Here is a 26382-nt window from a genome sequence, read left to right as displayed (position 1 = left end):
TCCATGCTTACCACCATCACCGTCTCCAGCGCCGAACAGTTCGCCGATGCGCTCGCCGCGCACCCGCGCGTGCTGGCCGATTTCAACAAGGACAACTGCCCGGGCTGCCGCATGCTCGACAAGTCGCTGGAGCGCTTCGCCGAGGGCGAGAGCGCGCAGGGCGTGACCCTGCTCAAGGTGAAGATGGAAGACGTGGGCGAGGACTTCTTCCGTGCCCAGGGCCTGCGCCAGACCCCGACCCTGATGCTGTTCCGCCAGGGCGAGGAAGTGGCGCGCGTCCCCGGCTTCGTGCCGCCGGCCAAGATCGACGAAGCGGTGCGCACGCACCTGGGGTGAGCGCGCGCTGTTTCTCGTAGGAGCGGCTTCAGCCGCGACTGGGTATCCCAGGCAACGTCCTGGTCGCGGCTGAAGCCGCTCCTGCAATCGCTCTTGCTGGATCGCCGCGCATCCGCGCGGCGCCAGACTGCATCGCATCCCGGGCACGACGCGCCGCCGCAAGCATCCTGCTGCAGGCGCGGACAGGTCGCGTGCGCTTGACCTCAACCGCAGTTGAGGTCGTGCAATAGGCGCTCCGCCGCCAAGGAGCCTGCGATGCGCATCACCCATGTCCATTTGCCTTGTACCGATCCCGCTGCCGGTCTGGCCTTCTATGGCGAGGTGCTGCAGTTGCCCGTCGCATCCGAGCAGGTGCGGATCGGCTGGAGCGTGTTGCAGCTGACCCGCGGGACCGACGTCGGGAGCGCGCACCTGGCCTTCAACGTGTTGCCCGCCCGGTTCGAGGCGGCCTGCGATTGGCTGTCGCAGCGGGCCGCGTTCCTGTCCGACGCGCAGGGAACCACGCGGTTCGCGCTCGGTGGCGCATGGCAGTCGCAGTCGGTGTATTTCGCCGGCCCGGATGGCGCGGTGCTGGAACTGATCGCACGCGCACCGCTGCCGGCGCAGCCGGCGCCGCAGGGCGCGTTCTCGGCGCGCGAGGTGTTGTGCATCAGCGAGGTCGGCCTGCCCAGCGCGCAGGTGCCGGCCGTGGTCGCGGCCGCGCAGCGGGATTTCGGATTGCGTCCACTGCAGCCGCCGTCCGCCGAATTCGCCGCGCTCGGCGACCACACCGGTTTGCTGATCGCGGTGGACGCGCAGCGACGCTGGTTTCCGCAGCAGCGGCAGTTGCCGTTCGCGCGCGGTGTGCAGGTGGTCGTGGACGGTGTGCGCCCAGGCCAGGTGCTGGGCGATGCGGCGGGATGGGAGGTGCGTACGTTGTGATCCGTTGCGCGCAGGCGCACGTGGCGTAGGACCGGCGTCAGCCGCGCCGCGCTTTCCCGCTGGCGCCTGTCGCGGCCGAAGCCGTTCCTGCGGTCTTCGGATCGGGCAATCCTGTCGGGGGAGTGCCGCGCCCGCCCGCTGCATGTCCCTGCGCCAGCTGCCACAAATGGCGCACGATCGGCATCGCCTGCGCGGTGGCCGGCAGCGCGGCCAGCGCCAGCCGCGCCATCGGCACGCGGCCTTCGATGTCCAGGTAGCGCACGCCGGGCAGCTGCACCTGCGCGGTCGAGGCGGGCACCACCGACACGCCCAATTCGGCGGCGACCAGGTTGACGATGGAGGACATCTGCGGCGCTTCCTGTTCGATCTTCAGTTCGAAGCCGGCCTGGCGGCAGGTATCGAGGATCTCGTCGTACAGGCTGGTGCCGAAGCTGCGCGGGAACAGGATGAACGGTTCGCCGGCCAGCGCCGACAGCGGCGCGCGGCGCCGCTTGGCCAGGCGGTGCGCCACCGGCACCGCGATCTTCATCGGCTCGTCGGGCAACTTGAGCAATTGCAGTTCCGATGGCGTAGCCACGCTGTAGCGGATGAAGGCCGCATCCAGCCGGCCCTGCAGCAGCGCGGCGAGCAGGCCGGCGGTATTGGTCTCCTCCAGCGCCAGCGTCACCGCCGGCCAGCCGCGGCGGAAGCCGCGCACCAGGGTCGGCACGATCGGGTTGAACGCGGCCGAGGCGGTGAAGCCCAGCCGCAGTACGCCGCTTTCGCCGCGTGCGGCACGGCGCGCGGCGTCGCCGGCGCGCTCCAGGTCGGCGAGCACGCGCCGCGCCTCGTTGCGGAACGCGCGGCCGGCATCGGTGAGGTCGGCGCCGCGCGGCGTGCGCACGAACAGCGGCGTGCCCAGTTCCTCTTCCAGCGCGCGGATCTGCTGGCTCAGCGGCGGTTGCTGGATGCCCAGCTGCGCGGCGGCGCGGGTGAAGTGCCCGGCCTCGGCCACGGCCAGGAAGTAGCGCAGATGGCGCAGTTCCATGTCATATCCAAAGAATATGGAGAATGGGGTGATCATATATTGGACGCGAGGGTCCGGCAGGCGAATACTGGCCCTCCATTTCCCGCCGCGACCCACACCGTGAACGCCTCCAGCCAATGCCCGCCGCTGCCCGCCGTGGACGATGCGTTGCTGCTGCGCATCCGCCTGGCGCTGTTCCTGGCCGGTTTCGCCACCTTCTCGCTGCTGTACAGCGTGCAGCCGCTGCTGCCCGAGTTCGCGCGCGAGTTCGGACTCAGCGCCGCGGCCAGCTCGCTGCCGCTGTCGCTGGCCACCGGCGGCCTGGCGATCGCGATCTTCTGCGCCGGTGCGGTGTCGGAAACGCTGGGCCGGCGTGGGCTGATGTTCGTATCGATCGCGCTGGCGGCGCTGCTCAACCTGCTGGCGGCCTGCCTGCCGCACTGGGGCGCGCTGGTGGCGGTGCGCGCGCTGTCCGGCATCGCCCTGGGCGGCGTGCCGGCAGTGGCGATGGTGTACCTGGCCGAAGAGCTGCCGGCGAACCGGCTCGGCGCGGCGACCGGGCTGTACGTGGCCGGCAATGCGTTCGGCGGCATGATCGGCCGCATCGGCATGAGCATGCTCACCGACCACTTCGACTGGCGCATCGCGCTGGCCACGCTGAGCATGGTCGATCTGCTGGTCGCGGTCGGCTTCGTGTGGCTGCTGCCGCCGTCGCGGCACTTCGTGCGCCGCCAGGGGGTGAACCTGCGCTTCCACCTGCGCGCCTGGGGCGGGCATCTGCGCGATCGCCATCTGCCGTGGCTGTTCGCGATCCCGTTCCTGGCGATGGGCGTGTTCGTCAGCGTCTACAACTACGCCGGCTTCCGCCTGGGCGGGCCGGAGTTCGGGCTGAGCCAGAGCCAGCTCGGCATGATCTTCAGCGCGTATGTGTTCGGCATCGTGTCCTCGTCGGTCGCCGGCGCCGCCTCGGACCGCTTCGGCCGCGGGCCGGTGGTGCTGGCGGGCATCGTCACCGCCGCGCTGGGCGTGGCGCTGACCCTGTCGCATGCGCTGGTGCCGGTCATCGCCGGCATCGTGCTGCTGACCATCGGCTTCTTCGTCGCGCACTCGGCGGCCAGCGCCTGGGTCGGGCGCCTGGGCGGCCAGCACAAGAGCCACGCCGCCTCGCTGTACCTGCTGGCCTACTACGCCGGTGCCAGCCTGATCGGCTCGCTCAGCGGTGCGGCCTGGCAGCACGGTGGCTGGAACGCCCTGGTCGCCTGCTGCCTGGTGCTGCTGGGCATCGGCCTGGTCGCCGTGCAGGTGCTGCGCCGCGGCGCCGACGACAGCCGCCCCTACGGCCGTTTCGGGCCGCATCCGCCGCGCGGCGAGTGAACCGCGCCGCCGTCACCCAACGGGAGTTCTCAGATGCAGATCGACCACCTCGACCATCTGGTCCTCACCGTCGCCGACATCGAGGCCAGCTGCGTGTTCTATGCGCAGGTGCTGGGCATGCGCGTGGTGACCTTCGGCGAAGGCCGCAAGGCGCTGGCGTTCGGCGAGCAGAAGATCAACCTGCACCGGCACGGCCACGAGTTCGACCCCAAGGCGCGCACGCCCACGCCGGGCTCGGCCGATCTGTGCTTTCTCACCGCCACGCCGCTGGCGCAGGTGGCCGAGGAACTGCGCGCCGCCGCCGTGCCGATCGAGAGCGGGCCGGTGCAACGCACCGGCGCCCGCGGGCCGATCCTGTCGCTGTATTTCCGCGATCCGGACGGCAACCTGATCGAGGTCGCCAACCCGTTGTGATGGTGGGCGCCGCGATCGCTTGACGGCGTGCGGTTCGGGCACGGCCTCATCCTCCAACGGCGCCGCCCTGGATGCGGTTCACAGGCGGGCGTTGCCGGGCCTTGCGTTGCCGGGCTGCACGCCCTACATACAGGAGGGCGCTGCCGTCGTTGTGCGCGCCGCCAACGCCGACGGGAGTCGCACCATGCCGCAGTTGCTCGATCACGCCGCGTCCGTGCCGGCGGCGCTTGGCGCGCTGCAGGCGTTCGTCGACCGCCATCGGCGCCTGTTCGTGCTGACCGGTGCCGGCTGCAGCACCGACTCGGGCATTCCCGACTACCGCGACGCCGCCGGCGACTGGAAGCGTGCGCAGCCGGTGACCTACCAGGCCTTCATGGGCGAGCTGGCGACGCGGCAGCGCTATTGGGCGCGCAGCCTGCTCGGCTGGCCGCGCTTCGGCCATGCCCGGCCCAACGCCACCCACGCCGCGCTGGCGCAGCTGGAAGCGCGCGGCCAGGTCGAACTGCTGCTGACCCAGAACGTGGACGGCCTGCACCAGGCCGCCGGCAGCCGCGCCACCATCGACCTGCACGGGCGCCTGGACGTGGTGCGCTGCATGGGCTGCGAGCGGCGCCTGCCGCGCGAGACGTTCCAGCAGCATCTGCTGCGGCACAACCCGCAGTGGGCGACGCTGCAGGCCGCGCCGGCGCCGGACGGCGATGCCGACCTGGACGGCGTGGACTTCGCCAGCTTCGTGGTGCCGCCCTGCGCGCACTGCGGCGGCGTGCTGAAACCGGACGTGGTGTTCTTCGGCGAAAACGTGCCGCGCGAGCGCGTGGCCAGCGCCTTCGCGCATCTGCAGCGCGCCGATGCGGTGCTGGTGGTCGGCTCGTCGCTGATGGTCTATTCCGGCTTCCGCTTCGTGCAGGCCGCGGCCAAGGCCAGGCTGCCGATCGCCGCGATCAATCTGGGCCGGACCCGCGGCGACGACCTGCTGCAACTGAAGGTGGCGCAGCCGTGCGCGCAGGCGCTGGACTTCCTGCTGCCGGCGACGGCGCGCGTTCCGAATCCCGGCACGAACTGATCCACCGGCAGTGGTTGATCGCGCTGCGCGGCAGGAGTGCAATGGTCGCCTCCCGCGCCGTGCGCGGCGTTTCCCTGGATCCGTATCGTGACGCATTTGTTCTCGCCCCTCGCACTGGGGCCGCTGTCGTTGTCCAACCGCATCGTGATCGCGCCGATGTGCCAGTACTCGGCCGAGGACGGCCGCGCCAGCGATTGGCACACCCAGCATCTGGGCCAACTGGCGCAGTCCGGCGCCGGCCTGCTGATCCTGGAAGCGACGGCGGTCGAGCCGCGTGGGCGCATCAGCTACGCCGACCTGGGGCTGTGGGACGACGCCACCGAAGCGGCGCTGGACACGGTGTTGCGCGCGGTGCGGCGCTGGTCGCCGATGCCGTTGGGCATCCAGCTCGCGCACGCCGGACGCAAGGCATCCACGCGCAAGCCCTGGGAGGGCGACGGCGCGATCGCGCCCGACCAGCCGAACGGCTGGCAGACCGTGGCGCCATCGGCGCTGGCGTTCGATCAGGACGGCGTGCCGCCGCAGGCGCTGGACCTGGCCGGCATCGACGCCATCGTCGAGGCGTTCGTGGCGTCGGCGCGGCGTGCCGAACGCCTCGGCTTCGCGCTGATCGAACTGCACGCCGCACACGGTTACCTGCTGCACCAGTTCCTGTCGCCGCTGAGCAACCAGCGCGAGGATGCCTATGGCGGCAGCCTGGAGAACCGCATGCGCCTGCTGCTGCGGGTGCATGCGGCGGTGCGCGCCGCGGTGGCGCCGACCATCGCGGTGGGCGTACGCATCTCCGCCACCGACTGGGTCGACGGCGGCTGGGACCTGGCGCAGAGCCAGGCGCTGGCGCAGGCCCTGCAGGCGCAGGGCTGCGATTACCTGCACGTGTCCAGCGGCGGCCTGGACCGCCGCCAGCGTATTCCGGTGGCGCCCGGTTACCAGGTGCCGCTGGCCGAGGCGCTGCACCGCGCGGTGCGCATGCCGGTGATCGCGGTGGGCCTGATCACCGAGCCGCAACAGGCCGAGGCCATCCTCGCCGAGGACCGCGCCGACGCCATCGCGCTGGCCCGCGGCATCCTCTACGATCCGCGCTGGCCGTGGCATGCGGCCGCCGCGCTGGGCGCGCGGTTGCGCCCGTCGCCGCAATACCTGCGTTGCGAGCCGCATGCGGCGCGCGGCGTGTTCGACGCCTGACCGGCGCGTTGCGCGTGCCGGTGGCGGCCTCCATTTCGATTCCTTCAGGGAGCCTGCAATGACGACGATTGGATTTCTCGGCCTGGGCACGATGGGCCAGCCGATCGCGCTCAACCTGCTGCGTGCCGGTCACGCATTGACGGTGTGGAATCGCAGCGCGGCGGCGGCGCAGCCCCTGCTCGAGGCCGGCGCGCAGCTGGCCGCGCAACCGGCCGATGCGGTGCGCGGGCCGGTGCTGTTCTCGATGCTGGCCGACGACACCGCGGTGCGCGAGACCCTGCTCGATCGCGGCGCACTGGACGCGCTCACCGCCGGCAGCGTGCACGTCAACATGGCCACCATCTCGGTGGCGCTGGCGCGCGAACTGCATGCGCTGCATGCCGAGCGCGGCGTCGCCTACCTGGCGCTGCCGGTGCTGGGGCGGGTGGAGGTGGCCGCGGCCGGCCAGCTCAACCTGCTCGCCGCCGGCGATGCCGCGGCGCTGGCGCGGGTGCAGCCCTTGCTCGATGTCATCGGGCGCAAGACCTGGTACTTCGGCGCCGCGCCGGAACAGGCCAACGCGGTCAAGCTTGCCGCCAACCTGTGCCTGGCCAGCGCCATCGGCACCATGGCCGAGGCATCGGCGCTGGTGCGCGGGCATGGCGTGGAGGCGGCCGATTTCCTCGACATGCTCACCAGCACCGTGTTCGCCGCGCCGGCCTACCAGACCTACGGCGGCATGATCGCCGAACAGCGCTACAGCCCGGCCGGCTTCAAGGCCGTGCTGGGCCTGAAGGACGTGCGCCTGGCGCTGAACGCCGGCGAGACCCGGCACGTGCCGATGCCGCTGGCGGCGGTGCTGCGCGATGCCTTCATCGAGGCGATCGCGCATGGCGACGGCGACCTGGACTGGGCGGCGCTGGCCAAGGTCGCCGCGCGCCGCGCCGGCCAGGCCTGAGCGGCGCCGACGGATCTTCAGCGGACCTTGGCGGCGCCTGCGGCACACTGCGTGCCTGCTTGAGCCTGGCGTGCGCTTGCCGCTAAGGTGCGGCGATTTGCTGGCGCATCACAGGAGGATGCCATGAGTCCGACTTCGTCCGATCCCGACGACAGAGCGCCGATCCAGCCGCCGCGCGCGGTGGTGCGCGAGGCCGTGCCCGGGCCCGATCATCCGGACCATCCCGACCACCTGCTGTACGCGCAGATCCGCGAGGGCGTGCACGCGCTGGATGCCGCCTGCGGCCGCGCCCCGGACGCGATCAGCGAGCGCATGGTGGCGCGGCTGCTGCCGCTGGCCAAGGAATACGGGTTCGACCAGGTCGACCACGTGGTGCTCAGCCGCGAGATCGGCGACGTGGAGGATGGCGAGAACGTGTTCCTGGTGCGCGGCGACCTGGACGATCCGGCGCATCTGCGCGCGCACATCACCACTCACGAAGCGGTCGGGATGTCGGTGGAGGACTCGCTGGCGCGCCTGGAGAAGGTCAACCGCCGCCTGGCGCTGCGCCTGCGCCCGGAGTGAGGGCAGGCGAGTGAGCAATGTCCCAGGCGCGGTGTCGGCCGCGACCGGGTTGCAGTGCGAGGATGGCCGAGCCCCTCTCCCTCCGGGAGAGGGGTTGGGGTGAGGGTACGGACGCGCAGCGCACGCGATGTTTTGACCGCGCGAGGCTTCGCCCGACCCTCATCCGCCCCTTCGGGGCACCTTCTCCCGGCGGGAGAAGGAAAAAACCAGTGCCGGTGGGATGGCTAGTCCCTCTCTCTCGGGGAGAGGGGTTGGGGTGAGGGTACGGACGCGCAGCGCACGTGATGTTTTGACCGCGCGAGGCTTCGCTCGACCCTCATCCGCCCCTTCGGGGCATCTTCTCCCGGCGGGAGAAGGGAGAAGCCAGCGCCGGCGGGATGCCTAGCCCCTCTCGCTCCCGTCGCGGCTGAAGCCGCTCCTATAGGACACTTCTTTAAGTTATTGGCGGTGCCTTGGAGCCGCTACGACACGGCGGCTCCAGCGCGGCTGGGGGACTGCACTGTGGGAGGGACTTCAGTCCCGACGCCTTCCAAGGTCGAATGCCCGCCAGCTCTGTCCCGTCATGGCTGCACGACAGCTGCCCCAGGTCTCCGTGGTGGACTCTTCCGAATCCCGAATCCCGAATCCCGAATCCCGAATCCCCAATCCCCAATCCCCAATCCCGCCCTTTCCCCTATCATCGGCGGATGCGCCCCGACTACATCCTGACCCTGTCCTGCCCGGACCGTACCGGCATCGTCTTCCGCGTCAGCGGCCTGCTGTTCGAGCACGGCTGCAACATCCTCGATGCGCAGCAGTTCGGCGACGAGGAAAGCGGCCGTTTCTTCCTGCGCGTGCATTTCGATGCGCCGGCCACCGACACCGCCGCAGCGGTGCAGGCGCAGCTGGCGCCGCTGGCCGCCGACTACGCGATGGACTGGCAACTGCACGACGCGCGCCGCCGCGCGCGCCTGCTGGTGCTGGTCAGCAAGCAGGGCCACTGCCTCAACGACCTGCTGTTCCGCGCGCACAGCCGGCAGTTGCGGGTGGACATCGCCGCGGTGGCTTCCAACCATGCCGATTTCGCCGGGCTGGCCGGCTCCTACGGCGTGCCGTTCCACCACCTGCCGGTGAGTGCCGCCAACCGCGCCGAACAGGAAGCGCAGCTGCTGGCGCTGGTCGAGCGCGAGCGCATCGACCTGGTGGTGCTGGCCCGCTACATGCAGATCCTGTCGCCGACGCTGTGCGCGGCGCTGGCCGGGCGCGCGATCAACATCCACCACAGCTTCCTGCCCAGCTTCAAGGGCGCGCAGCCGTACCACCAGGCGCACGCGCGCGGGGTCAAGATCATCGGCGCCACCGCGCACTACGTCACCGGCGACCTGGACGAAGGCCCGATCATCGAACAGGACGTGGCCCGCGTGGACCACGCCATGACCCCGCGCGATCTGGTGCGCCTGGGCAGCGACACCGAATCGCAGGTGCTGGCCCGCGCCGTGCGCCGCCATGTCGAGCATCGCATCCTGCTCAACGGGCATCGGACGGTGGTGTTTCGGTGAGGCCGGGAGTGGGGAAACGGGAATCGGGAATGGCAACAGCAATAGCAACAGCGACGCGCTTTGCTCCGTTGAACTCCTGATTCGCACAGCCTGCCCGACACTGTCCGCGTCGATTGCCGCTTCGTTCGACAGTGACCGGACGGATGGCCGTCCGGAAAAGCGTTGCATCCCAGAATGGCAAGAGCAACGCCAACCCGCGGCGCCGCTCTTGCCAATCCCCAATCCCCAATCCCGACCCTTCAACGCGCCGCGTTGGCGTTCATCGTCGCGTTGCGGCTGGCGTCCAGGTACTGCGCCGGGTCGCGCATGCCGGTGGTGTGGCACTGGCCGGTGGTGTGGCCGCGGTTGACGCCGCCGGGCAGCTGGCCGTTGACCTGCTCCACGGTGCCGTCCTCCGGGTCGCTCAGCACCAGGTCCGAGGCTGCATTGCAGTAGTCGTTGGTGTACCAGTTGGTCTTGGCGAAGGAGGTGGTGTAGTAGTTCACCAGCGCCCGCGCCGAGTTGGGGATGCCGGCCAGCCAGGCCTTGGCGCCGTCGTAGGTCAGGTCGTTGTTGGTGCCGCAGCCCACGCCGAACCACGAGCCCACCGCGGCCAGGATGCCGGCCAGGTTGGTGCCCTGATAGGGCGTGCCCACCGACTGCATCACCCGCCCGCCGCTGGCATTGTCCAGGCCGCTCCAGTAGTAGACGTACAGATGCAGCGCGGCCATGCCGCCTTGGCTGTGCGCCACCGTGCCGAACGAGTTCCATTGGCTGCCGAACTGCGCCAGGCGTTGCGCGAACTGGTCGTTGCTGCGGTTCTGGTTGACGTCCAGGAACGCGGAGGCGTTGCTGAACTGCGCCACCGGCCACACCCCGCCCGAGCAATAGCCGTGCACCAGCACCAGGCGCTTGCCGGTGGCCTGCGCTTGCATGTCGGTGGCCGCGCTCAGCTGCGCGGGGCGCTCGCCCATGCGCATGCTCTCGTCGATCGTACCGCTGCTACGCGCCACGCTGCTGCGGCGCAGCGCCGGCAGGGTCAGCGGCAGCGTCGCGCGCGTGGCCAGCGGCACGAAGTTGTCCGGATCCTCCACGCGCAGGTTGCGCAGGGTGAACGGCGCGCGTGCGCCGGCGCGGACGATCCAGCGTTCGTCCACGCTCAGCGGCAGGCGCCCGTCCTGCGGCGCGAGCATGCCGCCGAGCCAGGCCACCGGCACCGCGCTGCCGTCGCGACCGGTGCCCCACAGTTCGCCGAGCACGCGATAGTGCGCCGGCGCCTGGCCGCCGCCGATGCGCACCGGGATCGGCAGGGTCAGGCGGGTGCCGGGCTGGGCGCTGGCGGCGACCGCATCGGCATTGATGCGCAAGGTGGTGTCCAGCACCGGCAGCACGTGCTCGCTGGTGCGCACGAAGGCCTGGCCGCCGGCGTCGTGGCCGTGCACCACCACCTGCGCGATGTAGGTCCCGGTGACGGTCGCCGGGAAGTCGCCGGCATACACGCCGTCGCCCGCGGCGCCGTCGCCGTGACGGCCGTCGTCGGCCATCGGCCACTGGCGGATCGAGCCGTCCGGCGCGATCACCCGCAGCTGCGCGGTGTCGATGCGGCCGCTGCCGGCGCTGCGCGCCAGGCTCACGTTGCCCTGCGCATCGATGCCGCCGAGCAGGGCGGTCAGGCCGATGCGCTGGCCGCGCTGCAGTTGCGCGCGGTCGCTGGGATAGGACGCCAGCTGCGTGCGCGGGTCGCCTTCCATCAGCACATAGCCGCGCTGCGCCGTGCTGCTGCCGTCGGCCTGCAGGGTCAGGGTCCAGTCGCCGTTAGCGGCGCTGTCCACGCGGTATTCGCGGGCCGGCAGTGCGGCGGCGCCGGCGCCCAACTGGGTGGCCTTGGCGCTGGGCGCGAGCATCGACATCGCGGCGGCGGTGCCTGCGCGTGCGCTGGCCGTGGCCGGCGCGCTCAGGCGCGGCTGCCAATCGTGTTCGCCGGACAAGACCACGAAGCGCAGCTTGCCGTTCTCCACCGGCAGCGTGGTCTGCCATTGCGCCGGGCCGCCGCTGCGCGCGGCGGAGAACTCCACCGGCAGCAGCGCGCTCTTGGACAGGATCGCCGCTTCCGCCGGCGCGGGCGCGCGCATCTGCGCGAACTCCTCCGGCGGACCGGCCAGTTGTTTGGGGATCAGTTCGGCCGCGTGCAGCGCGGCGGCGGGGACGACGAGAGACAGGACGCAGACGGCGGACAGTTTCGACAGCTTCGGCATGACGCGCTCTCCCTGGCAGTGCTGAGAAGCCCACGCGTATGCCGGAAACCGCGGCGCGGTGCGCCGCCGGCAGCACGTCGGCGAGGACGCAGCGCCCCCTCGCCACGCGTTCGCCTGCGGTTATAGCCAGCGCACATTGCCGGACAAAGACGCAATGCAGCAATGCGCGCCGAACTGGGATGCCAGACATGCCTGGAGCGCGATGATGCCCGGCGCACGTGGCGCCGGGCATCACCGGGTCACGCGGCCTGCGCCTGCTGCGTGCGCAATTGCCGCGCCGCGGCGACCATCGCTTCCAAGGCGCTGCGCGTTTCCGCCCAGCCGCGGGTCTTCAGCCCGCAATCCGGGTTGACCCACAGTTGCTGCGGATCCAGCACCGCGCGCGCCTTCTCCAGCAACTCCACCATCTCCTGCGTGCTCGGCACGCGCGGCGAGTGGATGTCGTACACGCCCGGCCCGATCGCGTTCGGGTAGCGGAAGCGCACGAACGCATCGAGCAGTTCCATGCGCGAGCGCGAGGTCTCGATCGAGATCACGTCCGCATCCATCGCCGCCACCGCCTCGATGATGTCGTTGAACTCCGAGTAGCACATGTGGGTGTGGATCTGCGTCGCATCGCGCACCCCGGCCGCGGCGATGCGGAAGCACTGCACCGCCCAGTCCAGGTACGCCTGCCAGTCGGCGCGGCGCAGCGGCAGGCCTTCGCGGATCGCCGGCTCGTCGATCTGGATCACGCCGATGCCGGCCGCCTCCAGGTCGCGCACCTCGTCGCGCAGCGCCAGCGCGATCTGCCGGCAGGTCTGCGCGCGTTCCTGGTCGTCGCGCACGAACGACCACTGCAGCACCGTCACCGGCCCGGTCAGCATGCCCTTCATCGGCCGCTCGGTCAGCGACTGCGCGTACTGGGTCCAGCGCAGCGTCATCGGCGCCGGGCGCTGCACGTCGCCGTAGATGATCGGCGGCTTGACGCAGCGCGAGCCGTAGCTCTGCACCCAGCCGTGCCGGGTGAAGGCGAAGCCATCGAGCTGCTCGCCGAAGTACTCGACCATGTCGTTGCGCTCGAACTCGCCGTGCACCAGCACGTCCAGGCCCAGTTGCTCCTGTGCTCGCACGCAGCGCTCGGTCTCGGCGGCCAGGAACGCGTCGTAGGCGGCATCGTCGAGCTTGCCGGCCTTGTGCTGCGCGCGCGCCTGCCGCACCTGCTCGGTCTGCGGGAACGAGCCGATCGTGGTGGTCGGATACAGCGGCAGCCGCAGCGCCGCCTGTTGCGCCTGGCGGCGCTGCGCATACGGCGACTGTCGGCGGCCGGCGTCGTCGGTCAGCGCGTCGACCCGCCGCGCCACCTCGGCGCGGTGCACGCGGGTGGAGGCGCGACGGCTGGCCAGCGCATCGCGCGCCGCGTCCAGCCCAGCCTGCGCCTGCGGCTGGTCGTCCAGCGCATCGGCCAGGGTGCGCAGTTCCTGCAGCTTCTGCTTGGCGAAGGCCAGCCAGCCGACCAGTTCGCGGTCCAGCTTGGTCTCCTGCTGCAGATCCACCGGCACGTGCAGCAGCGAGCATGACGGCGCCAGCCACAGCCGCTCGCGGCCGACATGGCCGGCGGCGTAGCGGGCCAGGGTCAGCGCGTTGTCCAGCGGCGTACGCCACACGTTGCGGCCGTTGACCAGGCCGGCCGAAAGCACGCGCCCGGCCGGCAGGGCCTGCAGCACCGCATCCAGTTGCGCCACGCCGCGCACCAAGTCCACGTGCACGCCGTCCACCGGCAGCGCCATCGCCAGCTCCAGGTTGTCGCCCAGTTCGCCGAAGTAGCTGGTCAGCAGCACCTTCGGCCGCGGCGCCTGTGCCAGGAAGGCGTAGGCGCGGCGATAGGCCTCGCGCGCGGTGTCGTCCAGGTCCAGCACCAGCGCCGGTTCGTCGAGCTGTACCCAGCCAGCGCCGGCCGCATGCAGACGTTGCAGCAGCTCGGCGTACACCGGCAGCAGGCTGTCCAGCAGCGCCCAGCGATCGCTGCCGTCCACGGTCTTGGACAGCGCCAGGAAGGTCACCGGCCCGATCAGCACCGGCCGGGTCTGGATGCCCTGCGCCTTGGCTTCCAGGAACTCCACCACCGGCTTGTCGCCGCGCAGGCGGAAGTGCTGGCGCCGCGCCAGTTCCGGCACCAGGTAGTGGTAGTTGGTGTCGAACCACTTGGTCATTTCCAGCGCGTGCAGGTCCAGGCCGTGTTCCTGCGTGCCGCGCGCCATCGCGAAGTAGCCGGCCAGCGGATCGGCATCGGCCAGCGCGCGGTAACGTTGCGGAATGGCATCGAACAGGAACGCGGTGTCGAGCATCGCGTCGTACAGGCTGAAGTCGTTGCTGGGCGGCACGTCCACCCCGGCCTCGCGTTGCAGTTGCCAGTGGCGCTGGCGCAGCTCGCGTGCGGTGTCCTGCAGTTGCGCGCTGTCGATGTCGCGGCGCCAGTAGCGTTCCAGCGCCTGTTTGAGCTCGCGCCGCGCACCGATGCGCGGGAAGCCCAGGTTGGTCACGATCGTCATGTTGCGTTTCCTCATTGCGTTCAAGGGCATTGAGGAACGAAGGAACCGCGCGCCGCGCGCCCCGTTCGCACGGACCGCCCGCCACGCCAGCGACCTTCGCCCCCGCGGGCGAACCGGTACCGCGCGGGCAGGCGGACGACGCGGCGCGGCGCAAGGCCGGGTCGCGGTCCGGCCGCCTCCCCGCGGAGGCGCCAGGTCGAATCGGAGGACGCACGGTCCTCCGGCCGGGGCCGGTATTCGGGCTGATGGACACGCGCACCGTGCCGGCTGCGCACCTACTGTCCGTCGCTTCCCAGGCCGGCATGCGCCGGCCCAGTGCCATTGACGGAGGTCGTTTCCATTCACCGCTGCGGGGCAGCTCCGGAATGGGCAGGCGCTTGCGGCGCCGGCCGTCACCGGATTCCCGTTTAAGTCCATCCCTTCATCCGAATGAAGCGATGAATACCTTCGGCGAGCGCACGATAGGCTGGATGCGGCGGCGGGTCAAGCGCCAGGTGCGTTTTCCCGGCAGGTCCCGGCAACGATCAGCGCGAACGTGTAAGCTATTGATCCCTAAGCCAAGACTTGGCGTTGCGGCGCATGGCCGGCAACGCCGGTACGACGTGCGATGACGCTTCAGCGCCCAACCTCCGATCTCCCCGCGCGCTACGCCGCTTCGCTGCGCCTGTCCGTTGCGCCCATGATGGACTGGACTGACCGGCATTGCAGGGTATTCCACCGGCTGCTGGCGCCGTCGGCGCGGCTGTACACCGAGATGGTGCACGCCAATGCGGTGGTGCTGGGCGATCGCGCGCGGCTGCTGGATTTCGATGCGTCCGAGCATCCGCTGGCGCTGCAGCTCGGCGGTAGCGAGCCGGCGCTGCTGGCGCAGGCGGCGCGGATCGGCCAGGACTGGGGCTACGACGAGATCAATCTGAATTGCGGTTGCCCGTCCGACCGGGTGCAGGCCGGGCGCTTCGGTGCCTGCCTGATGCGCGAGCCGGGGCTGGTCGCCGAGTGCGTGGCGGCGATGGTCGCGGCAGTGGACATCCCGGTGACGGTGAAGTGCCGGCTGGGCGTGGACCAGGACGACGACTACGCGGTGTTCCTGGCCTTCGTCGACCAGGTCGCCGCCGCCGGCTGCGGGTTGTTCGTGGTGCATGCGCGCAACGCCTGGCTGCAGGGCCTGTCGCCCAAGGAGAACCGCGAGGTGCCGCCGCTGCGCTACGACTGGGCGCACCGGCTCAAGCGCGAGCGGCCGCAGCTGCAGGTGGTGCTCAACGGCGGCCTGGCCGAGGTGGAGATGGCGCAGGTGCAGTTGCAGGCGCTGGACGGGGTGATGCTGGGCCGTGCTGCCTACCACGACCCCTACGTCCTGCACCGGCTGGACGCGGCCCTGACCGGCGCCGCGCCGCGCCCGCGCGCGGAGCTGCTGCGCGCGCTGCGTCCCTACGTCGAGGCGCGCCTGGCCGAGGGGCTGGCGCTCAAGCACATCACCCGGCACCTGCTGGGCCTGTTCCACGGCCAGCCCGGCGGCCGCGCCTTCCGCCAGGTGCTCAGCGAAGGCGCGCATCGGCCGGGCGCGGATTGGGCGCTGCTGGAGCGGGCGCTGGCGGTCACCGACGGGGCGGCGCGCGCGGCGGCCTGATCCGGCGCGGTTCGACCGGAGGATGGCGGGCGCCTCGCCCCGCCCGATGAACCGCCAGCCTTACAGCGCGGGCGGCACTGTAAGGCGTGGTGCCTCGATCGCCGCCTGTGTCTTCCGCGTGCCGTTCAGGGATTCCGTTCAGGCGCTCACGGCTAGTCTCTGTGCCTGGGGAGACGCCGCGAAGCGCCTGCCGAAGGGCCTCTCCGAGCGCCTGGCGCGGCCCTTGCATCGGCCTCCCGCAGGTTCATTTCACTGAATGCCGCCGGCATCGCCCGGAAAAGTTCAGACCGGATTCACCCCGAAAAATCAAGAATTTGCCTCGATTTCTCGAGGTTGTCTTCGTTTCCACGAGGTGTCGCGCTTCACAAGTTTTGAACGTTTCCGATCAGTCCGTTAGGATGCCCGTCGTGACCTCTTCCGCTTCCCGCCACTACCGCTTCGCCGCTGTCTTCGCGCTCGCGCTGGCGTCGGTCGCGGCTGGGCATGGCCGTGCGCAGCAACCACCCATGCCGGGTGCGATGGCGCCGCCGGAGCGCGACGCGGGTCGCAGCCGCGACTATGTCGGCAGCTCGCTGTCCGACGCGGTGCGCCGCGTGCAGCGGTCCACCGGTGGGCAGATCCTCGGCGCCGAGCGCGTGCCGTTCGACGGGCGCGACATCAACCGCGTCAAGTATATGGATGGTCGCGGGCGGGTACGCTATATGGACGATCCGCAGCCTGGCCGTGCGGCGCCGCCGCGGGCGCCGCGGTCGGGCGAGCCCCCCGAGCCACCACGCGACGATCACCCGTGAGTCCGGATAGTTCGGTTCAGGTTCCACACACCGCCCCGGCCACCGGCCACCTGTAAGTTACTAGGGAGAGTTCATGCGTATCCTTCTGGTCGAAGACGAAGCTCCGCTGCGAGAGACCCTGGCCGCTCGCCTGAAGCGCGAAGGCTTTGCGGTGGATGCGGCGCAGGACGGCGAGGAAGGCCTGTACATGGGCCGCGAAGTGCCCTTCGACGTGGGCATCATCGATCTGGGCCTGCCGAAGATGTCGGGCATGGAGCTGATCAAGGCGCTGCGCGACGAAGGCAAGAAGTTTCCGGTGCTGATCCTCACCGCGCGTTCCAGCTGGCAGGACAAGGTCGAAGGCCTCAAGCAGGGCGCCGACGACTACCTGGTCAAGCCGTTCCATGTCGAAGAGCTGCTGGCGCGCGTCAACGCGCTGCTGCGCCGCGCCGCCGGCTGGAGCAAGCCGACCCTGGAATGCGGCCCGGTCGCGCTGGACCTGGCGGCGCAGACCGTCAGCGTCAGCGGCAGCAACGTCGACCTGACCAGCTACGAGTACAAGGTGCTCGAGTACCTGATGATGCATGCCGGCGAACTGGTCTCCAAGGCCGACCTGACCGAGCACATCTACCAGCAGGATTTCGACCGCGATTCCAATGTGCTGGAGGTGTTCATCGGCCGCCTGCGCAAGAAGCTGGACCCGGACGGCGAGTTGAAGCCGATCGAGACCGTGCGCGGCCGCGGCTACCGGTTCGCGATTCCGCGCACCGAAGGCTGATCGCAGGCGCCGGCGAGCACACCGAGGAAGCGACCGCGTGGCGGCACGACCCAGGTGGTACAAGCGCTGGCGCCCGCGTTCGCTGCAGGCCCGCCAGCTGCTTGCCGCCAGCCTGAGCCTGCTGGCGTTCCTGGCCGCGGCTGGCTACGCGCTGGACCAGGCCTTCGCCGACACCGCGCTGAGCAACCTGCGCGAGCGCCTGAAGAGCTACGCCACCGCCTACGCCAACAACGTCGACGTGGCGCGCGACGGCTCGCTGTACATCAACTACGACAAGCCGCCGCCGGATCCACACTTCGACCGGCCGGGCAGCGGCCTGTACGCGCAGATCGTGCTGCCCAACGAACGTTGGGTCTCGATGTCCAGCGAGGGTCCGCTGCTGCCCACGGGCGGCATGCTCGAACCGCGCCAGGAAACCTTCGACGGCCCCTGGCCGATAACCCAGATCGACGGCAGCCAGGGCGAGGTCTACCGCTACGGCATCGGCCTGGCCTACGTGCGCCGCGACAAGGAAACCCCGGTCACCATCTACATCATGGAGGACACCCGCGCGCTGGGCGCGCAGCTGCGCGTGTTCCGCGGCCGGGTGTGGTTCAACCTCGGTGGCGCCGGCCTGATCCTGCTGGTGCTGCAGGCCTTCATCCTGCAATGGAGCCTGCGCCCGCTGCGGCGGGTGATCAACGAACTGACCAAGGTGCAGCGCGGCGAAGCCCTGCGCATGGGCGATCGCCATCCGCGCGAGCTGGAACCGCTGACCGACAGCATCAATGCCTTCATCGAGAGCGAGCGCGAGAACCTGGAGCGCCAGCGCAACACCCTGGCCGACCTGGCGCACAGCCTGAAGACGCCGCTGGCGGTGCTGCGTACCCAGCTCGACAGCGGCGCGCAGGGACCGGAGCTGCGCGAAGAGCTGGACGTGCAGCTGCGGCGCATGAACAACCTGGTGTCCTACCAGCTGGCGCGCGCCGCCTCCAGCGGCCACAAGCTGTTCGCCGCGCCGCTGCCGATCGAACCCAATGCCGAGGAGATCGTGCGCGGCCTGGAGAAGGTCTACGCGGCCAAGGGCGTGCTGTGCGAGTTCGACATCGAGCCCAGCGCGCGCTTCCACGGCGAGCCCGGCGACCTGCAGGAACTGCTCGGCAACCTGCTGGAGAACGCGTTCAAGTGGGCGCGCCGGCGGGTGCTGCTGAGCGTGCGGCCGGAACCGGCCGCCGGCAGCCGCCGTGCCGGCCTGATCATCGCGGTGGAAGACGACGGTCCCGGCATTGCCCCGGAGGAAGTGGCGCATATCCTGCAGCGCGGCGTGCGCGGCGACGAGCGCGTGCATGGCCACGGCATCGGCCTGGCGATCGTGCAGGACCTGGTCAAGGGCTACCGCGGCGAACTGCAGGTCAGCCGCTCCGAGGAACTGGGCGGGGCGCGCTTCCTGGTCACCCTGCCGCCGGGGCTGTAGGCGCAGCAGCGCCCCCGTGCCGGTCTGCGACCGGCGTCACGCCGCATGGCGGGCCAGCGCTGGCCCGCCCCCGGGCCACCGCCCCAGGTGAATCCCGTGCAAATGTCAGCCGCCTTTCCGACAGTGGCTTAACGCGGCAGGCGCCCAGCTGGCGATACTGCGCCCGTCTTCACGCCGATTTCTCGTCAGGAGCGTCGCATGTCCGAATCCCGGCATCGTCCTGCCGCCGCACGCCTGCGCGTGCACGGCCGGCGTGTGTGGCGCAACACCCAGCGGCTGCTGCTGTCGTTGCTGCTGGTGCTGTTCACCGTCGCCGCCATCGCCGCCACCGACAAGGTGATCAAGCGCGACGACGCCCGCTGGTTGCAGTCGATGACCATCGGCCTGGACAGCGCCAGCGTGGCGCAGTTCCAGCGCGACGGCCGCAAGCGCTTCCTGCGCGAGCAGCTGCAGGCCGACGACGTCGGCGACGCCGACCTGCCGGCGCCGGTGCGCGCACAACTGGATGGCTACGAGGCGCTGCACACGCCGGTGCAGGAGTTGCTCAAGCAGCAGGCCGCCGCGCAGCAGGCGATCAAGGCGATGCCCGACGGCGACGCCAAGGTCGCGGCGAAGAAGGCCGCGCAGCAGCGCGGCGATCTGCTGCTGAACCAGGCGCGCCAGGCGCAGCTGCTGCGCGCGATCTACGCGCCGGACCAGCTGCGCGAGCAGATGGTGTGGTTCTGGCTCAACCATTTCAGCGTGTTCGCCGACAAGGGCCGCGTGCACTGGACCGTGGCCGACTACGCCGACAATGCGATCCGCCCGCATGCGCTGGGCAAGTTCTCCGACCTGGTGATGGCGACGCTGCAGAGCCCGGCGATGCTGGAGTACCTGGACAACGCGCAGAACGCCAAGGGCAAGGTCAACGAGAACTACGCGCGCGAGCTGATGGAGCTGCATACCCTCGGCGTCAATGCCGGCTACACGCAGAAGGACGTGCAGCAACTGGCGCTGATCCTCACCGGCGTCGGCATCGCGCCGGTCGACCGCGACGGCCCGCCGAAGTTGCCGCCGGCACTGCAGGCGCAGTACCTGCGCCGCGGCGCGTTCGAGTTCAATCCCGCCCGGCACGAGCCCGGCGACAAGACCCTGCTCGGCCAGCGCATCGTCGGCGGCGGTTTCGACGAGGTCGAGCGCGCGGTGCAGCTGATCGTGCGCCAGCCGGCGTGTGCGCACTTCATATCGCAGCAGCTGGCCGACTACTTCGTCGCCGACGAGCCGCCGCCGGCGCTGGTGGAGAAGATGGCGCGCACGTTCCAGCGTAGCGATGGCGACATCGCTGCGGTGCTGCAGGTGATGTTCACCGCGCCGGAGATGGCCGCCGGCGCGCCGCACAAGTTCAAGGACCCGTACCGCTTCCTGGTCTCGGCGCTGCGCCTGGCCTACGACGGGCAGACCATCGTCAATCCGCAGCCGCTGCTGGGCTGGTTGAACCAGATGGGCGAGCCGAGCTTCGGGCGGATCACCCCGGATGGCTGGTCGCTGCAGTCCAGTGCCTGGAACAGTTCGGGGCAGATGGCGCAGCGCTTCGAGATCGCGCGCGCGATCGGCAACGGCAACACCCAGCTGTTCACCGTCGACGGGCAGCAGCGCGGCGGTTTTCCGCAACTGAGCACGCCGCTGTACTACCAGGCGATCGCGCCGCAACTGAGCGATGCCACGCGCCAGGCGTTGGCGCAGGCGCGCTCGCAGCAGGAGTGGAACGGCTACCTGCTGGCCTCCCCCGACTTCAATTACCGCTGATCGCGGCCTTCGCCGCACGGAGATCCGTCATGCACCGTCGCCGCTTCCTGCTCGCCTCCGCCGCCGCCGCGGCCAGCCTGCCGTTTGCCGGGCGCCTGTTCGCCGCACCGGCACCGTCGCCGCGTTTGTTGGTGGTGTTCCTGCGCGGCGGCTACGACTGCAACAACCTGCTGGTCCCGTACGCGAGCGATTTCTACTACGCCTCGCGGCCGAGCCTGGCGATCGCCAAGCCGGATCCGGCCAATCCCAACAGCGCCATCGCGCTGGACACGCAGTGGGGCCTGAACCCGCGGCTGCGCGACACGCTGCTGCCGTTGTGGAGCGACAAGCAACTGGCGTTCGTGCCCTTCGCCGGCACCGACGACCTGTCGCGCAGCCACTTCGAAACCCAGGACAGCATCGAGGCCGGGCAGCCTGCCGGGCAGCGCAGCGACTACCGCACCGGTTTCCTGGCGCGGCTGTCGCAGGTGGCCACCGGCACGCCGTCGATCGCCTTCACCGATTCGCTGCCGCTGAGCTTCCAGGGCGGCGGCGACATTCCCAATCTCTCGCTCAAGCGCAATCCGACCCCGGCCTTCGACCAGCGCCAGGCCGACATCCTCGCCGGCATGTACCACGACACGCAGTTGGCCAGCGCCGCGCACGACGGCCTGGCACTGCGCCAGCAGGTCTCGCAGGCGTTGCGCGACGAGATGCAGCAGGCCAACCGCGGCGCCGCCAGTGCGCGCACCTTCGCCGACGAGACCCGCCGCATCGCTACGCTGATGCGCGAGCGCTACCGGCTCGGCTTCGTCGATGTCGGCGGCTGGGACACGCACGTCAACCAGGGCAGCACCGACGGCGCGCTGGCCAACAACCTGGCCAACCTGTCCGAGGGGCTGTCGGCCTATGCCGAGGCGCTGGGACCGGAGTGGCGCAACACCGTGGTGGTGGTGCTGTCCGAGTTCGGCCGCACCTTCCGCGAGAACGGCGACAAGGGTACCGACCACGGCCATGGCACCACGTACTGGGTGCTGGGCGGCGGGGTCAATGGCGGCCGCATCGCCGGCGAGCAGGTGGCGGTGAGCAAGGACAAGCTGTTCCAGGACCGCGACTACCCGGTGCTGACCAACTACCGCGACATGTTCGCCGGCCTGCTCGGGCGCATGTGGGGCCTGTCGCCGACGCAACTGCAGAAGGTGTTCCCGCAGGCGCATGCGCGGGATTTGAAGTTGGTGTGAGGCGTTCCTCCTGGCTGCCACGTCGTTCGCTGCGGCAGCGGGAGGCTTCTTCGTGGCTGAAGTCGCTCTCGCGATGGACGCGCGCCGAGCCGGCGCACGGCGCGCGTTTCAGCCAACCCTGCCAGGACCGGTCGCAATTCCAGACTTCGTTCGTCGCGACGAAGGGCACCCATGTGGGAAATGTCCCGTAGGAGCGGCTTTAGCCGCGGCGGGCTTTGCCGGGAATGCCCCGTCGCGGCTGAAGCCGCTCCTGCGCGGCAACCTGCATCCGGCTCGATAGCGGCGGATGCGGAGTGTTGGATGCGTCCGGAAGCCGCTCCCACAGGCGCGCGCGGCCTGCATGGCGAGTGCACTGTGGGAGGGACTTCAGTCCCGACGCGTTCCACGCTCGGCTCCGCGTACCGCGTGCTTTGTCGCGTTCATCGCGGCGGCAACCGTTCCGTGCAACGGAAGCGATGGCTCGAGATGCGTTCGCGGTTCAGGCCGCAGAGAACGGCGAGGGCCCATAGAACCGCGCCAGATGCGCAGCCACCTCGGGCATCTCGCGCTGCAGGCGATCCGGCGCGGAGAAGTGGTACTCGCTGACCACGGCGAAGAATTCCTCCGGTGCCTCGGCGGCGTAGGCGTCGACCTCGCTGGCGCGGCCGCGGTCCACGCGCGCGCAGAAGGCGTCGTAGCTGCGCTGGAAATCGGCGGCCCATTGCCGCTGCCATTCGCGCGGCAGCAGCGGCGTGCCGTCGAGGACGCCGTCGAGCGCGTCGAGCTTGTGCGCCATCTCGTGCACCGCCACGCAGTAGCCGGCATGCGGATCGTCCAGGTCGGCCTGTACGTCGGCCCAGGACAGGATCAACGGGCCACTGCCCCACGACTCGCCGATCAGTTCGTCTTCCCACTCATGCAGGACGCCGGCCGCATCGACATGGCTGCGCTGCACGCGGAACGCATCCGGGTAGACCAGCAGTTGCGACCAGCCGCTCATGCCGCCAACGCCGTATTCCAGCAGCGGCAGACAGCACAGTGCGGCGAGCAGGGCGCACCGGCGGGCATCCAATTGCAGGCCGCCCAGCGGCGAGATGGTCTTGCGGTGCAGGAACTCGTTAGCCAGTGCGCGCAAGCGCTGTTCGCGCGGCGCATCCAGGGCGGCGACCCAGGCGCAGCCGGCGCGCACGGCATGCCAGGTCGCGTCATCGATGGCGGCGGGCGTCGGCCACAGCCAGCGCAACCAGCGTGGGATCAGCGGAACATCCCCGGCAGGAAGCTGTGCCACTTGGGCATGCGCATGCGCGGCACCAGGTCGCTGTCGCTGCCGCCGCCAGTGGTGGTCGTGGCGGGCTTGCCGGTGGAGGCGGGCGCATGCAGCGTCGCGGGCGGCCGCGTCGGGGTGCCGTCGACATCGGCCGCGTCGCCGTAGGCGCAGTCGGTGTGCGGCTTCTCCGCCAGCACGTTGGACGCGTGGGCGGCAGCCAGCGGCAGCAGCAACAGGAGCAGGCAGGACAGGGAACGGCGCATCGTCGGCATCCAGGGCGAGCGGCGGTGAATCCCGATTCTAACGCGGTTTTCGCCGGCTGCAGGGCCAGGCGCTGGGCGCCCGGGGGAGGTTGCCGCATACTTTTCGGTTTACGAGGGCGTGCCGCGGCGCGCCCAGGGGCGAAACGAGGCGATGGAACCGGCGTTGGACGAGCGCGAACTGTTGGCCAGGCTCAGCAAGGGCCCCCTGTCCGGCGATGCCCTGGCGCGTGCCTGCGGGCTGACCCGGGCGGCGGTGTGGAAGCGCATTCAGGCGCTGCGCGCGGCCGGGGTGGAGATCGAGGGCCGGGCCGGCGAGGGCTATGGCCTGGCGCGGCCGCTGGAACTGCTCGACGCCGCGGCGATCCGGGCCGGGCTGAATGCGCCGGCGCGCGCCGAACTGGCCGGGCTGGAGATCGCCTGGAGCCTGGTCTCCAGCAATACCACCCTGCTACAGCGCCCGGCGCCCGCGCAGGGCAGCGAGGTCCTGCTGGCCGAGCGCCAGACCGGCGGCCGCGGCCGCCGCGGCCGGGTCTGGGCCTCGCCGCTGGCGGCGCACCTGTACCTGTCGGTGGCGCGCAGCTTCCAGGGCGGGCTGGGCCGGCTGGGCGGCCTGAGCCTGGCGGCCGGCGTGGCCGTGGCCGAAGCCCTGCGTGCGGCCGGATTCGCCACGGTCGGGCTGAAGTGGCCCAACGACCTGCTGGCCGACGGGCGCAAGCTGGGCGGCCTGCTGGTGGAAGGCGGCGGCGAGTTCGCCGGGCCGGCGCGGGCGGTGATCGGCCTGGGCCTGAACGTGGCGATGCCGGCGGCCAGTGCCGCGGACATCGGCCAGCCGTGGACCGACCTGACGCGGCTGGCCGCTGGCCCCGTGTCGCGCAACACGATCGCCGCGGCGGTGCTGTCGCACCTGCTGCCGGCGCTGGCGCTGTTCGACGCGGAAGGGCTGGCGCCGTTCCTGCCGCGCTACGCCGCGCTGGATCTGCTGGCCGGACGCGCCGTGCGCATCGACGATGGCGGCCAGGTGCGCGAAGGCACGGCCCTGGGCCTGGCCGAGGACGGTGCGCTGCGGGTGGCGTTCGCCGATGGCGAGCAGCCCGTGCATGCGGGCGACGTCAGCGTGAGGGCGGCATGAGCGACTGGCTGTTCGACCTGGGCAATTCGCGCTTCAAGTTCGCCGCGCTGGAGAACGGCCAGGTCGGTGCGGTGCAGGCCTGGCCGCATGGCGCCGAGGCCATGGACGCGGCGGCGGTCGCGGCGCTGCCGCAGGGCGGCACCGCCTACGTCGCCAGCGTCGCCGCGCCGGCCCTGACCGCGACCGTGCTGGAGGCGCTGCGCAACCGCTTCGCGCAGGTGCAGGTGGCGCGCACCGAAGCGGCGTGCGCCGGCGTGCGCATCGCCTATGCGCGACCGCAGGCGTTCGGCGTGGACCGCTTCTTGGCCCTGCTCGCCGCGCATGGCGGCGGCGACGTGCTGGTGGTGGGGGTGGGTACGGCGCTGACCGTGGACCTGCTCGACCGCGACGGCCTGCACCACGGTGGCCGCATCGCGCCGTCGCCAACGGTCATGCGCCAGGCCCTGCAGCAGAAGGCGGCGCAGCTGCCGGCCGAGGGCGGCGCTTACCACGAGTTCGCCGCCGACACCGCCGACGCGCTGGCCTCCGGCTGCGACGGTGCCGCGGTGGCGCTGATCGAACGCAGCCTGCAGCAGGGCGAGGCCTTGCTGGGACGGCGACCGCGCCTGCTGCTGCATGGCGGCGGCGTGCCGCCGCTGCTGCACGCGCTGCCGCCAGCCGAGCAGCGCCCCGCGCTGGTCCTGGACGGACTGGCGCTGTGGGCGCAGGCGCATGCCGCGGCCGGTGGTGCCTGAGGGGGCGACGATGGCCGCCGTGATGCGGCGCGTCCGCGCGGACGCTGCGCCCGCGCGAAGGCCACTGGCTCTCCCAAGGCGCATCGCACGCACTAGAATCCGGCCATGCTCGTTCGCGCCCTGCTCGTCGTCCTGACCATCCTCAACCTCGGCGTCGCGGTGTGGTGGGCGATGCAGCCGCCGACCTCGCCGTCGGTGCCGATGCCGGCGGTGCCGGCCGGGGTGGTGACGCTGCAACTGGTCAACGAGGCGCCGGCAGCGGCCGCTGCGCCAACGCCGCCGCCGGCCGCGCCTGTCGCGGCGCAGGACAGTGCCGTCGCCGCCGATGCGGCCGGGTCCGCCCCGGCATCGGCCAGCGCGCCGGCCGCCACCACGACCGCCGCGCCGGCAACCGAACCCGCACTGCCGGCCGCCCCTGCGCCCGCGCCAACCGAGGCCCAGGCCGAGCCTGCGGCCAAGCCCGCCGCCGGCACCGCGGTGTGCCTGAGCCTGGGACCGTACGCGGACCGCGACGCCGCCCAGGCGGCCGTCGCCGCGCTGGCGCCGGGAACGCCGCGTCCGCGGCTGCGCGAGGCCGCCGACAGCAATGCCGCCAGCTTCCGCGTGATCTTGCCGACCATCGGCGGCGAGGACGGCCTCAAGCAGGCCACCGAGCGCATCGTCGCCGCCGGCATCCACGACTACTACCCACTGCGCCAGGGCGAGACCGGCAATGCCATCGCCCTGGGCCAGTACCGCAGCCGCGAGGGAGCCGAGCGCCGCCGCGCGGAACTGGCCCGTGCCGGCTTCAACGCCGACCTGATCCCCAACGGCGGCAGCGGCCAGTCGCGCTGGTGGCTGGACCTGCGCGCCGACTCCGCGGCGCAGGCCGCTGCCCTGCGCCGCCAGCTCGGCGCCGCGCACCAGCGCAGCGTGGACTGCGCCACGCTGCGCTAGAATGCCGCGCCTGCCGGTGCGCAGGCCGCGCCGGCAGGCGTGTCGAGGCCCGCGCCAGCAGGTTAGACTGCCCCGGGCCCACCCGCGGGCGTCGTCGATCTTGCCGCTTTAGCTCAGTCGGTAGAGCAACTGTCTTGTAACTCGGACGCGGTTGTTGTGGTGACCGGCTGGAAGGCTAAGCGCGGCAAGGCTTTAGGCTCGTCAGCGCGTAGACTGCGGGGCAAGCCGGACACGGTTTGAGCAAGAGAAGTACGACATCGCCGCTTTAGCTCAGTCGGTAGAGCAACTGATTTGTAATCAGTAGGTCGTCCGTTCGATTCGGACAAGCGGCACCATCT

22 protein-coding genes, 1 tRNA gene, 1 pseudogene and 1 riboswitch are annotated in these 26382 nt (G+C 70.9%); of the genes and pseudogenes, 19 read left to right on the top strand and 5 right to left on the bottom strand.

What is annotated here, in order from left to right; genetic code table 11:
• Positions 1-3 precede the first annotated feature (3 nt).
• Entirely contained in the window at positions 4-336 is a 333-nt protein-coding gene (locus NKJ47_RS20485) for a thioredoxin family protein (RefSeq protein WP_148827238.1), read from the top strand.
• A gap of 255 nt (positions 337-591) precedes the next feature.
• Positions 592-1257 (top strand): VOC family protein, encoded by a 666-nt coding sequence (locus tag NKJ47_RS20480; RefSeq protein WP_254459535.1) that lies wholly within the window; start codon positions 592-594, stop codon positions 1255-1257.
• 148 nt (positions 1258-1405) lie between these two features.
• Here NKJ47_RS20480 and NKJ47_RS20475 read toward each other — a convergent pair.
• Positions 1406-2284: pseudogene (locus NKJ47_RS20475) on the bottom strand (LysR family transcriptional regulator); the annotation flags it as partial.
• A gap of 99 nt (positions 2285-2383) precedes the next feature.
• Between NKJ47_RS20475 and NKJ47_RS20470 the strand changes: the two are divergent.
• The 7 genes from NKJ47_RS20470 to purU all read left to right on the top strand — a co-directional run bounded on the left by NKJ47_RS20470 (position 2384) and on the right by purU (position 9338).
• The gene (locus tag NKJ47_RS20470) at positions 2384-3637 is read left to right on the top strand and encodes an MFS transporter (RefSeq protein ID WP_254459534.1); all 1254 of its coding nucleotides are present in this window, start codon (positions 2384-2386) and stop codon (positions 3635-3637) included.
• A 33-nt stretch (positions 3638-3670) separates the two neighbouring features.
• Complete coding sequence (locus NKJ47_RS20465; RefSeq protein ID WP_254459533.1) at positions 3671-4051, top strand: VOC family protein; 381 nt, start codon at positions 3671-3673, stop codon at positions 4049-4051.
• Between the two features lie 184 nt (positions 4052-4235).
• Positions 4236-5114, top strand: a complete 879-nt coding sequence (locus NKJ47_RS20460) for an NAD-dependent protein deacetylase (protein WP_254459532.1) — start codon at positions 4236-4238, stop codon at positions 5112-5114.
• An 87-nt stretch (positions 5115-5201) separates the two neighbouring features.
• Positions 5202-6299, top strand: coding sequence for an NADH:flavin oxidoreductase/NADH oxidase (locus tag NKJ47_RS20455; RefSeq protein ID WP_254459531.1), 1098 nt, complete (start codon positions 5202-5204; stop codon positions 6297-6299).
• 58 nt (positions 6300-6357) lie between these two features.
• A complete protein-coding gene (locus NKJ47_RS20450) occupies positions 6358-7236 on the top strand; it encodes an NAD(P)-dependent oxidoreductase (RefSeq protein WP_307547109.1) in 879 nt (292 codons plus the stop codon).
• 123 nt (positions 7237-7359) lie between these two features.
• Complete coding sequence (locus tag NKJ47_RS20445; RefSeq protein WP_254459530.1) at positions 7360-7800, top strand: XVIPCD domain-containing protein; 441 nt, start codon at positions 7360-7362, stop codon at positions 7798-7800.
• 686 nt (positions 7801-8486) lie between these two features.
• Entirely contained in the window at positions 8487-9338 is an 852-nt protein-coding gene (gene purU, locus NKJ47_RS20440; protein ID WP_254459529.1) for a formyltetrahydrofolate deformylase, read from the top strand.
• 239 nt (positions 9339-9577) lie between these two features.
• Here purU and NKJ47_RS20435 read toward each other — a convergent pair whose 3' ends face one another.
• Both NKJ47_RS20435 and metE read right to left on the bottom strand, forming a co-directional pair.
• Positions 9578-11572, bottom strand: coding sequence for a choice-of-anchor X domain-containing protein (locus NKJ47_RS20435; protein ID WP_254459528.1), 1995 nt, complete (start codon positions 11570-11572; stop codon positions 9578-9580).
• Between the two features lie 239 nt (positions 11573-11811).
• Positions 11812-14103: a 5-methyltetrahydropteroyltriglutamate--homocysteine S-methyltransferase gene (gene metE / locus NKJ47_RS20430; protein WP_254459527.1), complete on the bottom strand. Its 2292-nt coding sequence runs from the start codon at positions 14101-14103 to the stop codon at positions 11812-11814.
• A 211-nt stretch (positions 14104-14314) separates the two neighbouring features.
• A riboswitch (cobalamin riboswitch) is annotated at positions 14315-14568 on the bottom strand.
• Positions 14569-14710: 142 nt separating this feature from the next.
• On the opposite strand from metE, the gene dusA reads away from it, so the two are divergent.
• The 6 genes from dusA to NKJ47_RS20400 all read left to right on the top strand — a co-directional run bounded on the left by dusA (position 14711) and on the right by NKJ47_RS20400 (position 21736).
• Positions 14711-15730 (top strand): tRNA dihydrouridine(20/20a) synthase DusA, encoded by a 1020-nt coding sequence (dusA, locus tag NKJ47_RS20425; protein ID WP_254459526.1) that lies wholly within the window; start codon positions 14711-14713, stop codon positions 15728-15730.
• 407 nt (positions 15731-16137) lie between these two features.
• Entirely contained in the window at positions 16138-16521 is a 384-nt protein-coding gene (locus NKJ47_RS20420) for a hypothetical protein (protein ID WP_429002464.1), read from the top strand.
• A 73-nt stretch (positions 16522-16594) separates the two neighbouring features.
• Positions 16595-17278, top strand: a complete 684-nt coding sequence (locus NKJ47_RS20415; RefSeq protein WP_003469280.1) for a response regulator transcription factor — start codon at positions 16595-16597, stop codon at positions 17276-17278.
• Between the two features lie 82 nt (positions 17279-17360).
• On the top strand, positions 17361-18731 hold the full coding sequence (locus NKJ47_RS20410) for an ATP-binding protein (protein WP_254461485.1): 1371 nt from the start codon (positions 17361-17363) through the stop codon (positions 18729-18731).
• Between the two features lie 198 nt (positions 18732-18929).
• A complete protein-coding gene (locus tag NKJ47_RS20405; protein WP_254459525.1) occupies positions 18930-20516 on the top strand; it encodes a DUF1800 domain-containing protein in 1587 nt (528 codons plus the stop codon).
• Between the two features lie 29 nt (positions 20517-20545).
• The gene (locus NKJ47_RS20400; protein WP_254459524.1) at positions 20546-21736 is read left to right on the top strand and encodes a DUF1501 domain-containing protein; all 1191 of its coding nucleotides are present in this window, start codon (positions 20546-20548) and stop codon (positions 21734-21736) included.
• Between the two features lie 478 nt (positions 21737-22214).
• Here the strand turns inward: NKJ47_RS20400 and NKJ47_RS20395 are convergent, their stop codons facing one another.
• Positions 22215-23003 carry a zinc-dependent peptidase gene (locus NKJ47_RS20395; RefSeq protein ID WP_254459523.1) on the bottom strand — a complete coding sequence of 263 codons (789 nt, stop codon included), beginning with the start codon at positions 23001-23003 and terminating at the stop codon, positions 22215-22217.
• Complete coding sequence (locus tag NKJ47_RS20390; RefSeq protein ID WP_254459522.1) at positions 22970-23254, bottom strand: hypothetical protein; 285 nt, start codon at positions 23252-23254, stop codon at positions 22970-22972. The genes NKJ47_RS20395 and NKJ47_RS20390 overlap by 34 nt, the downstream gene beginning before the upstream one ends.
• A 142-nt stretch (positions 23255-23396) precedes the next feature.
• Between NKJ47_RS20390 and birA the strand changes: the two genes are divergently transcribed.
• From birA to NKJ47_RS20370, 4 genes are all read left to right on the top strand, one after another.
• Positions 23397-24374, top strand: coding sequence for a bifunctional biotin--[acetyl-CoA-carboxylase] ligase/biotin operon repressor BirA (birA, locus tag NKJ47_RS20385; protein WP_254459521.1), 978 nt, complete (start codon positions 23397-23399; stop codon positions 24372-24374).
• Complete coding sequence (locus NKJ47_RS20380; protein WP_254459520.1) at positions 24371-25108, top strand: type III pantothenate kinase; 738 nt, start codon at positions 24371-24373, stop codon at positions 25106-25108. Before birA ends, NKJ47_RS20380 begins: the two co-directional genes overlap by 4 nt.
• 105 nt (positions 25109-25213) lie before the next feature.
• Positions 25214-26044 (top strand): SPOR domain-containing protein, encoded by an 831-nt coding sequence (locus NKJ47_RS20375; protein WP_254459519.1) that lies wholly within the window; start codon positions 25214-25216, stop codon positions 26042-26044.
• A 259-nt stretch (positions 26045-26303) separates the two neighbouring features.
• Positions 26304-26379: transfer RNA gene (locus NKJ47_RS20370), tRNA-Thr, on the top strand.
• Positions 26380-26382: the final 3 nt, after the last annotated feature.

The sequence above is a fragment of the Xanthomonas sacchari genome, from assembly GCF_024266585.1.
GTDB lineage: Bacteria > Pseudomonadota > Gammaproteobacteria > Xanthomonadales > Xanthomonadaceae > Xanthomonas_A > Xanthomonas_A sacchari_C.
Note: the sequence above shows the minus strand (reverse complement) of the source record. Positions and strands in the feature narration are given on the sequence as shown.

Coding starts and splice junctions, on each gene's coding strand:
- NKJ47_RS20485 (WP_148827238.1), top strand. CDS start 4: ATGCTTACCACCATCACCGTCTCCAGCGCCGAACAGTTCGCCGATGCG.
- NKJ47_RS20445 (WP_254459530.1), top strand. CDS start 7,360: ATGAGTCCGACTTCGTCCGATCCCGACGACAGAGCGCCGATCCAGCCG.
- NKJ47_RS20390 (WP_254459522.1), bottom strand. CDS start 23,254: ATGCCGACGATGCGCCGTTCCCTGTCCTGCCTGCTCCTGTTGCTGCTG.
- NKJ47_RS20380 (WP_254459520.1), top strand. CDS start 24,371: ATGAGCGACTGGCTGTTCGACCTGGGCAATTCGCGCTTCAAGTTCGCC.
- purU (WP_254459529.1), top strand. CDS start 8,487: ATGCGCCCCGACTACATCCTGACCCTGTCCTGCCCGGACCGTACCGGC.
- NKJ47_RS20460 (WP_254459532.1), top strand. CDS start 4,236: ATGCCGCAGTTGCTCGATCACGCCGCGTCCGTGCCGGCGGCGCTTGGC.
- NKJ47_RS20480 (WP_254459535.1), top strand. CDS start 592: ATGCGCATCACCCATGTCCATTTGCCTTGTACCGATCCCGCTGCCGGT.
- dusA (WP_254459526.1), top strand. CDS start 14,711: ATGACGCTTCAGCGCCCAACCTCCGATCTCCCCGCGCGCTACGCCGCT.
- NKJ47_RS20375 (WP_254459519.1), top strand. CDS start 25,214: ATGCTCGTTCGCGCCCTGCTCGTCGTCCTGACCATCCTCAACCTCGGC.
- NKJ47_RS20465 (WP_254459533.1), top strand. CDS start 3,671: ATGCAGATCGACCACCTCGACCATCTGGTCCTCACCGTCGCCGACATC.
- NKJ47_RS20400 (WP_254459524.1), top strand. CDS start 20,546: ATGCACCGTCGCCGCTTCCTGCTCGCCTCCGCCGCCGCCGCGGCCAGC.
- NKJ47_RS20405 (WP_254459525.1), top strand. CDS start 18,930: ATGTCCGAATCCCGGCATCGTCCTGCCGCCGCACGCCTGCGCGTGCAC.
- NKJ47_RS20450 (WP_307547109.1), top strand. CDS start 6,358: ATGACGACGATTGGATTTCTCGGCCTGGGCACGATGGGCCAGCCGATC.
- birA (WP_254459521.1), top strand. CDS start 23,397: ATGGAACCGGCGTTGGACGAGCGCGAACTGTTGGCCAGGCTCAGCAAG.
- NKJ47_RS20415 (WP_003469280.1), top strand. CDS start 16,595: ATGCGTATCCTTCTGGTCGAAGACGAAGCTCCGCTGCGAGAGACCCTG.
- metE (WP_254459527.1), bottom strand. CDS start 14,103: ATGACGATCGTGACCAACCTGGGCTTCCCGCGCATCGGTGCGCGGCGC.
- NKJ47_RS20435 (WP_254459528.1), bottom strand. CDS start 11,572: ATGCCGAAGCTGTCGAAACTGTCCGCCGTCTGCGTCCTGTCTCTCGTC.